The sequence below is a fragment of the Niallia oryzisoli genome (assembly GCF_036670025.1).
Taxonomy (GTDB): domain Bacteria; phylum Bacillota; class Bacilli; order Bacillales; family Cytobacillaceae; genus Bacillus_BD; species Bacillus_BD oryzisoli.
In genome coordinates this window covers 1-10,000 of the sequence record NZ_CP137640.1, presented here as the reverse complement: position 1 = coordinate 10,000, position 10,000 = coordinate 1, and the positions used below count along the sequence as shown (strand labels likewise).

8 protein-coding genes (1 of these 8 cut by a window edge) are annotated in these 10,000 nt (G+C 39.0%); all 8 read right to left on the bottom strand.

What is annotated here, in order from left to right; translation table 11 throughout:
• Positions 1-475, bottom strand: partial view of an HD-GYP domain-containing protein gene (locus R4Z09_RS00040; protein WP_338450436.1) — the 5' end (the start) only. The gene continues 620 nt to the left of window position 1, outside the view; only the first 475 of its 1,095 coding nucleotides appear in the window; its start codon is at positions 473-475; its stop codon lies off the left edge, out of view.
• 132 nt (positions 476-607) lie between these two features.
• Entirely contained in the window at positions 608-3,124 is a 2,517-nt protein-coding gene (gene gyrA, locus R4Z09_RS00035; RefSeq protein ID WP_422392329.1) for a DNA gyrase subunit A, read from the bottom strand.
• A 223-nt stretch (positions 3,125-3,347) separates the two neighbouring features.
• The gene (gyrB, locus tag R4Z09_RS00030) at positions 3,348-5,270 is read right to left on the bottom strand and encodes a DNA topoisomerase (ATP-hydrolyzing) subunit B (protein WP_338453414.1); all 1,923 of its coding nucleotides are present in this window, start codon (positions 5,268-5,270) and stop codon (positions 3,348-3,350) included.
• A 226-nt stretch (positions 5,271-5,496) separates the two neighbouring features.
• Complete coding sequence (remB, locus tag R4Z09_RS00025; protein ID WP_338450434.1) at positions 5,497-5,742, bottom strand: extracellular matrix regulator RemB; 246 nt, start codon at positions 5,740-5,742, stop codon at positions 5,497-5,499.
• Positions 5,743-5,751: 9 nt separating this feature from the next.
• Complete coding sequence (recF, locus tag R4Z09_RS00020; RefSeq protein WP_338450433.1) at positions 5,752-6,870, bottom strand: DNA replication/repair protein RecF; 1,119 nt, start codon at positions 6,868-6,870, stop codon at positions 5,752-5,754.
• A gap of 28 nt (positions 6,871-6,898) precedes the next feature.
• Positions 6,899-7,108: a S4 domain-containing protein YaaA gene (yaaA, locus tag R4Z09_RS00015; RefSeq protein ID WP_338450432.1), complete on the bottom strand. Its 210-nt coding sequence runs from the start codon at positions 7,106-7,108 to the stop codon at positions 6,899-6,901.
• A gap of 162 nt (positions 7,109-7,270) precedes the next feature.
• Positions 7,271-8,407 carry a DNA polymerase III subunit beta gene (dnaN, locus tag R4Z09_RS00010; protein ID WP_338450431.1) on the bottom strand — a complete coding sequence of 379 codons (1,137 nt, stop codon included), beginning with the start codon at positions 8,405-8,407 and terminating at the stop codon, positions 7,271-7,273.
• Positions 8,408-8,653: 246 nt separating this feature from the next.
• Positions 8,654-10,000 (bottom strand): chromosomal replication initiator protein DnaA, encoded by a 1,347-nt coding sequence (gene dnaA / locus R4Z09_RS00005; protein ID WP_338450430.1) that lies wholly within the window; start codon positions 9,998-10,000, stop codon positions 8,654-8,656.

Sequence of the window (10,000 nt, the reverse complement as noted above, 5' to 3'; positions counted from 1 at the left end):
CGCAAAGCAGCCCGACCGCAACCGCATGCTGGTAAGGATACCTTTCATTATTTGATAAATGATGGAGGGAGAATAGTTCTCCTGACTTTCTCATCGCTTCTTTCAGTAACGGCAAAAGAATCAGTCTCATCTTCGCCATATCAATTGGCATTCCAGACTGCCACAGCTGAAACTGCTTAAAATATTCCTGTGAAGCGTGGAGAAATAATTGAGTAAAACCAATTTCTCCAACAAAAGGATTATCATCTCCTGCTTCCTTGGGGAACTCCCCCTGAAGTGCATCAGCTGGCAAAAATGGACTTCCATTCACAAGCGTTTTTTCAACTTCAATACTTTTAATAAGAAATAAATTTAATGTATCGATTAACTGATTGGTTAAAACAGTATTTTTCCTAATAATTGGGTAGCTGGTTTTTCCGAAAACATCTTCCGCTACGATACAGCCCTCTATCAAATAGTCTATTTTGACAAGCATAACTTCACCTTCAGAGAATACGTCTTTCCTTTATTCTACTAGGATAGGAAAGTATACTGCAATAGTAAAAAGCGAAAGGTGTCTGGCACAAAAAAAAAGAAGCGCCATTCAGTTCAGCGCTTCTCTCTATTATTATTCTTCATCATTCAATTCGGTATGATTATCTTCTTCCTCTTCTGCTTCATGACTGTCCTGAGTATCTAGCTCGGATACTATAACATCTTCAGTATCCTCTGTTTCTTCTGGAGCAACCCGCTCTGATTCTTCGTCTTTTTCAACTAGAGCAACTGTTGCAACGTATTCCTCGTCATTTTCATCTAAGCGAATGAGTCTTACCCCTTGCGTATTTCTTCCCATTGAGGAAATATCACTTACACCCATACGGATCAGAACTCCGCCTGTTGTAATAATCATAATGTCTTCTTCGCCGTTTACTACCTTCATTGACACTAGGCTGCCGTTTTTCTCAGTAATATTACATGTTTTTATCCCTTTACCGCCTCTGTTCTGAAGGCGATATTCGACAGCCGGGGTACGTTTCCCATAGCCGTTCTGGGTAACAATCAGCACTTCAGAGTCTTCCTCAAGTACTTCCATTCCAACGACTTCATCATCTTCATTTAAGGATATTCCCTTAACGCCTGAAGCTGTTCTGCCCATTGACCTTACGTCCGTTTCAGGGAAACGAATTAAGAGACCATTTTTCGTTCCGATGATAATCTCTTTATTTCCGTCCGTTAATCGAACAGAGATTAGCTCATCGCCTTCACGTAAACCCAAGGCAATTAACCCGCTGTTTCGAATATGGGCAAAGGACGTAATTGGCGAGCGTTTTGAAATTCCATGCTTCGTTGTGAAGAATAAGTACCAATCATCCTCAAATTCAGCAACAGGAATAATGGCATTTACCCACTCATCTTTTTCAATTCCAAGTAAATTAATGATTGGTATCCCTTTTGCAGTCCGGCTGAACTCCGGAATTTCATACCCTTTCGCACGATATACCTTCCCTTTATTCGTGAAGAATAAAATCGTATCGTGAGTAGAGGTTGTAATCAAATGCTCGACAAAGTCATCGTCATTTGTTCCCATTCCTTGTATTCCACGTCCGCCCCTTTTTTGCGAACGGTATGTGGATACCGGAAGTCTCTTTATATAATCATTATGCGTTAGCGTAATGACGATGTTTTCACGTGGAATTAAATCTTCATCCTCAATTTCTTCAATTCCACCTGCAGCGATTTCAGTACGTCTTTCATCGTTAAAACGCTCTTTAATTTCTGTTAACTCCTCACGAATGATTTCGAGGATTTTTTCATCATCTGCTAAAATTGCTTTTAATTCAGCAATAAGTTTGACAAGATTTTGATATTCCTCTTCAATCTTTTCGCGTTCCAAACCGGTTAAGCGCTGCAGACGCATATCAAGTATCGCCTGTGCCTGTTTTTCAGACAAATTAAAGGTTGTCATTAAGCCTTCACGGGCAATATCTGTTGTTTGTGAGTTCCGAATGAGAGTAATAACCGCATCTAGGTTATCAAGTGCGATTCGCAACCCTTCTAAAATATGTGCTCTTGCTTCCGCTTTTCGCAGTTCGAATTCTGTTCTTCTTCTGATAATTATTCGTTGGTGATCAAGATAATAAACAAGACATTGCTTCAGATTCAGAACCTTTGGTTCACCATTCACAAGTGCAAGCAGATTAACACCGAATGTAGTTTGTAATGCCGTATGCTTATAAAGATTGTTTAATAAGACATTGGCATTTGCATCCTTACGAACCTCAATAACAATTCGCATCCCTCTACGGTCAGACTCATCACGAAGATCCGTTATTCCATCGATTTTCTTCTCGCGTACCAATTCAGCAATTCTTTCAATCAGTTTTGACTTATTAACCTGATATGGGATCTCATTAACGATGATAACTTCTTTTCCATTCGATTTTTGCTCAATTTCAACCTTAGCACGAACTTTTATCGTACCTCTGCCTGTTTCATAAGCTTTTCGGATACCGCTTCGTCCAAGAATCATCGCACCTGTAGGAAAATCCGGACCAGGAATAATATCCATAAGCTCCTGCACTGTGATCTCTGGGTCATGGCTGACAGCAAGAACTCCGTCGATAACCTCACCAAGCTGATGCGGCGGGATATTCGTCGCCATTCCAACCGCAATCCCGGAAGTACCGTTCACAAGCAGGTTAGGAAAACGAGATGGCAATACAACAGGTTCTTTCTCTTCGCCATCATAGTTATCTTGATAATCAATGGTGTCTTTATTGATATCTCTTAATAACTCCATTGATATTTTGGACATACGCGCCTCTGTATAACGCATGGCAGCTGCTGAGTCACCATCGATGGAACCAAAGTTCCCATGGCCGTCAACGAGCATATAACGCTGGTTAAAATCCTGCGCCATTCTAACCATTGTTTCATAAACAGCTGAGTCACCATGTGGGTGATATTTACCGATAACGTCTCCAACAATACGAGCTGATTTCTTGTATGGCTTATCTGAGTGCATGCCAAGGTCGTGCATTGCATACAATATTCGGCGATGCACAGGTTTAAGACCATCACGCACATCCGGAAGGGCCCGTGACACGATAACACTCATAGCATAATCCAAGAAGGATGTCCGCATTTCATGACTAATATTAATTTCTTTCACATTAGAATTTGGAGTTTCAGACAATTTATAAACCTCCCTTTTATGAAACGATTTCCATCGTTCCTGGGTCGAAATTTATTTTTATTAAAAACCGCTGGAACGGGTATTAAGTCCCCTCGTATATAGCAAAAAACCATGAAAGCGGGATAGAATCAAATCTATCCCGGCTGTTTAAAATCCTGCGATATATATACTTTTAAATATCAAGGTTTTTAACATATAAAGCATTTTCTTCAATAAACTGACGCCGTGGCTCTACCTTATCACCCATCAGCATTTCAAAGGTCTCATCCGCTTCAATGGCATCCTCTAAATTCACCTGCAGAAGAGTCCGTGTTGCAGGGTCCATCGTTGTTTCCCATAACTGCTCAGGATTCATTTCTCCTAAACCTTTATACCGCTGTACATTTGGTTTTTGCGTAGGCGGGAAGGTTTCTAAAACTTCCTCAAGCTGTTTATCATTATACGCATACTCAATTCTTTTTCCATGTTGTATTTTATATAACGGCGGCTGGGCAATATAGACATAACCCGCCTCAATGATTTGTCTCATGTAACGGTAGAAGAATGTAAGTAATAATGTTCTAATATGGGCGCCGTCTACATCGGCATCTGTCATGATGACAATCTTATGATAGCGTGCCTTGGAAATATCAAAGTCTTCTCCAATACCCGTACCGGCTGCTGTAATCATAGCACGGACCTCATTGTTTGAAAGGATCCGGTCAAGACGGGCCTTTTCAACATTTAATATTTTCCCTCTTAATGGGAGAATGGCCTGGAAGTGACGGTCTCGGCCCTGCTTTGCAGATCCGCCTGCAGAGTCACCCTCAACAATATAAATCTCACTGATAGACGGGTCTTTAGAAGAGCAATCCGCAAGCTTTCCAGGTAAGCTGGAAACCTCTAAAGCACTCTTTCGTCTTGTTAATTCACGGGCTTTTTTAGCTGCTAGTCTTGCTCTAGTCGCCATTAAACCTTTTTCAACAATTTTCTTGGCTACTGCGGGGTTTTCTAGTAAAAACTTCTCAAAATGATCGGCAAAGATAGAATCAGTAATTGTACGAACCTCAGAATTGCCCAGTTTTGTTTTTGTCTGGCCTTCAAACTGAGGGTCGGGATGCTTTATTGATACAATCGCCACTAATCCTTCCCTGACATCCTCACCGGAAAGATTCGTTTCGTTTTCTTTAATTAGACCATTTTTTCTTGCATAATCATTAATAACCCTTGTCAAAGCTGTTTTAAAGCCGGACTCATGTGTTCCGCCTTCATAGGTATGAATATTATTAGCAAATGAGTAGATATTTCCTGTATAGCTGTCGTTATACTGAATTGAAACTTCAATCGAAATACCTTCCCGCTCGCCCTCAATATAAATCGGCTCTTCATGAAGGACTTCCTTTGTCCGGTTTAGATGTTCGACATAAGATTTAATACCACCCTCATAGTGATACTCAGCTCGTTTATTTTCAGCACGCTTATCCTCAATGGATATCGATAAACCTCTGTTCAAAAAAGCTAGTTCTCTGATTCTCGTTGCAAGCACTTCATACTCAAATTCCGTTGTTTCTTTAAAAATTTCCGGATCTGGTGTGAAGTGAATAATCGTACCTGTTTTATCTGTTTCTCCGACAACAGCTAAATCAGCAACCGGTACTCCTCTTGCAAATTTCTGATAGTGAATATGACCTTCAAGATGGACAAAAACTTCTAATTCAGTTGAAAGAGCATTAACAACCGAAGCCCCAACACCGTGCAGCCCTCCGGAAACCTTATAGCCTCCGCCGCCGAATTTACCACCAGCGTGAAGAACGGTTAAAATTACTTCAACCGCAGGGCGGCCAGTTTTTTCCTGGATTCCGACAGGTATACCACGCCCATTATCTGTTACAGTAATACTATTATCCTCTTCGATTACAACATTAATCTTCGTACAATAACCAGCTAAGGCCTCATCAATACTATTATCAACGATCTCCCATACTAAATGATGAAGACCCCTTGCACTTGTTGAGCCGATATACATTCCAGGACGTTTCCTTACGGCCTCAAGACCTTCCAAGACTTGAATTTGATCGGCATTATATGCTTGTTCAGGAACTGCATTTTGCTCCATTGCCATAACAGTCACCTACACTTTCCTTTGGTGTTGATTACGTAATCTATAGAAAACCAAACTATTTACAAGTCAGTTAAGAATATCTAGGTAAGATAATTTATTTTGAAAGAAAAGAAGTTAAAATAATTATTAGTAAAAAGGTTAATCTATTATAAAAAGTCATGGACAAAATTTATTTATGTTCAAGACCTTTGCTATGCATAGTCCTTCCAACACTAGATGATCATTCAGAAACGGCCCATTTTTGTGACCGTTTTTTCAATGTACTTGAAGCTAACGGGGAAAAGTAGATTTGATCAGTAGTAACAATTACAGATTTATAAGATCCCTTAGCAAAATGTTCTGATTGATTCTTATACCGCTGTAAAAAATTATCCATATTTGTTGAAGAATTAAAACTATTTTTATCAATAATAGCAATGATTTCTTTTGTCTTTATAATGGTTTCCTCTCCAAAATGAATATACAATCTTCCACCTCACTGAATCTTTTCTATCGTTCCGTTTTTCACATAAAAAGTAGACGCTTCTTTTAATGTTTGATGGTCAATCCCCTCCACACTTGTTGTCGTCACAAAGGTCTGGACTTTCCCTTGGATTGTATTTAACAAATGCGATTGCCGGTAATGATCAAGCTCTGATAGGACATCATCTAATAAAAGAATTGGATATTCTCCAATTTCTGCATGAATCAGTTCTATTTCTGCCAGTTTGATCGATAGAGCTGTTGTCCTCTGCTGCCCTTGTGACCCAAAGGTTTGTACATCACGCTCATTCACAAAAAAAAGAAGGTCATCCCGTTGAGGACCAAATAATGTAACTCCACGGTCAATCTCTCTTTGTTTTACTTGATTATATTTATTTTCATATATACTTTTCATTTTCGACAAATCTTGGCCTTCTGATACATCAACAGACGCTTTGTATTTAATTTTTAGCGTTTCGAGGCCGCGCGAAATACCTTCATGGATGGGGACTGCCCAATTTTGCAGTAAATGAAGGAACTCAAAACGTTTTGATGTAATCTTTACAGCGGTTTGGATAAACTGCTCTGTTAAAATATCAAGCATCGTTTCATCCGTTTGTTTCTTTGCCTGCAGCTGCTTTAGGTAGTGGTTGCGCTGCTGGAGAATTTTATTTAACTGGCCAATCTCATGCAGGTAAACAGGAGAAATTTGTCCTATTTCCATATCAATAAAGCGTCGTCTTACCTGAGGGCTTCCTTTAACAAGGTTGAGGTCTTCCGGCGCAAACATAACAACATTCATATTGCCTACATATTGACTGAGTTTTTTTTGTTCAATATGGTTGTATTTTGCCTTTTTCCCCTTTTTTGAAATAATAAGTTCCATTGGCAAAGACCCATTATGTTTTTGTACCCTACCTTCTATTTTAGCATAATCTTGATCCCAAAGAATAAGATCTTTATCAGTAGATGTTCGATGGGATTTCGCCATTGCCAAAACATAGATCGATTCCATCACATTTGTTTTTCCGTTTGCATTTTCGCCGAGTATTACATTTACTTTGTTTTCAAACTGAATATCGAGCTTTTCATAATTCCGATAGTTTTTCAACTGCAATTGTTTGATAAACATTCCATTCATCCTTTGGAAATTGATCACCCTATTGAAGGATGTATGTGTCAAGACCAAGGATCTCTATTTTATCACCGGCACGAAGCTTTCTGCCTCGTCTTTGGTCTTTTTCTCCGTTGATGTGCACCTCATATTCACTTAAAAACCATTTAGCCATTCCACCCGTTGCAATTACATCTGCAGCTTTTAGAAATTGGCCAAGCGTTATATACTCGGTCTCAATTTTTATGGTTTTCATGCTGTCTTCACTCCGTCATCAATAATATCTAATACTTCATTTTACTAAATATTTGTGAACTATTCAAAGGTAACAGGAACCATTTTTTGCTTTTATAGCAAAAGCCGCCGGGCAAAACGGCGGCTTTTCAAGAATGTAACGATTTTTCCTTAGCAAATAAACTTAATAGGTTCGAACAGGCAGAATTAACTGAAGGATTGAGTCGTCATTGATCGGCTGGATAATAAACGGCCTCATTGCCCCAGTAAAACTTACTTTGATTTCTGTTCCCTCCAATGCTTTTAGAGCATCCATCATATATTTAGCGCTAAAGGAAATCTTCAGCTCTTCACCTTCTACAGACAGAGCTTTGATTTCTTCTACTACTTTTCCTACTTCAGGCGTATTAGAAGAAATTTCAACGATCTTATCTTCAAGGGTGGAAAGCTTGACGACATTATTACGGCCTTCTCTGGCCAGTAATGAAGCGCGGTCTATCGCTTGCAAAAATTCCTTTGTCTGTAAAACAACATCTGTTTTACTTTCTGTTGGGATCAGTCTCGAAGTATCAGGATAATTTCCCTCCAGCAGCCTGGAGAAAAATAATAAATGCTTTGCTTTAAATAAAATTTGATTTTCAGTAATAACGATATCAATTAACTCATTGTTGTCAGCGAGAATTTTACTTAATTCATTAAGACTTTTTCCTGGGATGACAACATTGTAGTGGGCAGCTGAGTCAATTTCCACCTTTGCTTTTCTTAAAGCAAGACGATGACTATCTGTTGCAATACAGTTCAGTTCATTGTTTTCAATCTTCCAGTTGACACCTGTCAAGATCGGGCGTGTTTCTGAGGTGGACACTGCAAATGACGTTTGTCGAATCATGGCTTTTAGCAGATCCGTTGGGATTTTAAATATATTTTCCTCTTCAACTTGTGGTAGATGTGGATATTCATCCGCATCAAGACCAATTAAATTGAATTCAGAGTTCCCGGAGCGAATGACTGTTTGCAGGTGGTTTTGCACTTCAATTTCAACTGTATCAGAAGGCAGCTTTTTAACCATTTCGCTGAAAAACTTTGCTTGAAGCACAATTGCACCAGTCTGTTTAATATCGACAATTTCCTTATCATCCTCTTCTTTTGGAATAAAGGATTCTATTGAAACATCTGAATCACTTCCTGTTAAAGTAACACCTTCATCTGACACAACCATTTTAATTCCAGTTAGGATTGGAATGGTTGTTCTGCTCGTTACTGCTTTCATAACATCCTGGACACTTTGAACTAAGTGATCCCGTTGGATTATAAATCTCATTATTTTTAATCCTCCGTTTTAGGCTAATTTATATATATATTTTTTTATAAAAATAATAATAGTAATAGTAGGTCCTGTGATTATGTGGATAACTCAAAATACGTAAGGAAACACAGTCTATCCACATGTGGACAAACTGTGTACGAATTAAGCAAAGTTATACACACTATTTAATTGTTTAAAGGTTATAGTAGATTCGGTAAGCTAAACCATTGAATAAAATATCTATAAATTGCAGTTGATCGATTAAGCTTTTAACTCCTCATGAATATCTTTTACCTCTCTTTGCAGTTGTGAATCCGATTGAAGTAATTTTGATATTTTTTCATGGGCATGAATAACCGTTGTATGATCGCGCCCGCCAAATTCTTCACCAATTTTCGGCAGGGAAAGATCAGTAAGCTCTCTCGATAAATACATAGCAATCTGTCTTGGGAAAGCAACCGACTTGGTCCGTTTTTTCGCCTTAAAGTCTTCCAATTTTACATTATAATGCTCTCCAACCACCCGTTGAATTTCTTGAATCGTAATCACTTTAGGCTTTGAGGATGGAATGATGTTCTTTAGAGCCTCTGCAGCTAAATCCGCATTAATATCCTTATTTACCAATGAAGAATAGGCAACCACCCGAATCAGTGCGCCTTCCAATTCTCTAATATTCGAATCAATTTGGTTGGCAATATACAGCATGACCTCGTTGGGAATTTCAAGTCCATCCGCTTTTGCTTTTTTTCTCAAGATGGCAATCCTTGTTTCCAAATCAGGTGGTGTAATATCTGTAATCAGACCCCATTCAAAGCGTGATCGCAGGCGCTCCTCAAGTGTTGGAATTTCCTTTGGCGGCCGGTCACTAGAGATGACAATCTGCTTGCTTTCTTCATGCAAAGTATTAAATGTATGGAAAAATTCCTCCTGGGTAGATTCTTTTCCCGCTAAGAATTGAATATCATCAATTAGAAGAACGTCGACATTTCGATACTTATTGCGAAATTCTTCAGCCTTATTATCCCGAATAGAGTTAATAAATTCATTCGTAAATTTTTCTGAAGAAAGATAGACGACCTTTGCGGAAGGATTATGGTACAAAACGTAATGACCAATTGCATGCATTAGGTGGGTTTTTCCGAGACCTACCCCTCCGTAGATAAATAGCGGGTTATAGGCTTTCGCAGGTGCTTCAGCTACAGCTAGCGAGGCTGCATGGGCAAATCGATTTCCAGATCCAATAACAAAGGTATCAAAGGTGTTCTTTTCATTCAGCATACTAGCTGGAAATTCTGAATGATTATCGACCTTTTTTGTTTCTTTAAGAGGAGAAGGTATTTTTTCTCCCTTATCGGTCTGGCTTTGCGGAATAATGAATTTGACAGTGAATTCTTCTCCGGTAATCTCGTATAAGACCCCGGTAATTAACGGAGAATACCGTTCTTCGAGCCAATCTCGTGCGAATTCATTCGGAGCAGTTACAACTAAAGAATCTCCTTGAAGGGAATGGGCCTTCGTAGCTTTTAACCATGTATCAAAGCTAGGCTTTGAGACCTTCTTTTCAACATTAGCTAATATACTATTCCAAAGATCCGTAATATTTTCCAA

Bases quoted from the DNA above. Each gene is read 5' to 3' on its own strand.
- recF (WP_338450433.1), bottom strand. From the start codon at position 6,870: ATGTTTATCAAACAATTGCAGTTGAAAAACTATCGGAATTATGAAAAG.
- dnaN (WP_338450431.1), bottom strand. From the start codon at position 8,407: ATGAGATTTATAATCCAACGGGATCACTTAGTTCAAAGTGTCCAGGAT.
- gyrA (WP_422392329.1), bottom strand. From the start codon at position 3,124: ATGCGGACATCCTTCTTGGATTATGCTATGAGTGTTATCGTGTCACGG.
- gyrB (WP_338453414.1), bottom strand. From the start codon at position 5,270: ATGGAGCAAAATGCAGTTCCTGAACAAGCATATAATGCCGATCAAATT.
- yaaA (WP_338450432.1), bottom strand. From the start codon at position 7,108: ATGAAAACCATAAAAATTGAGACCGAGTATATAACGCTTGGCCAATTT.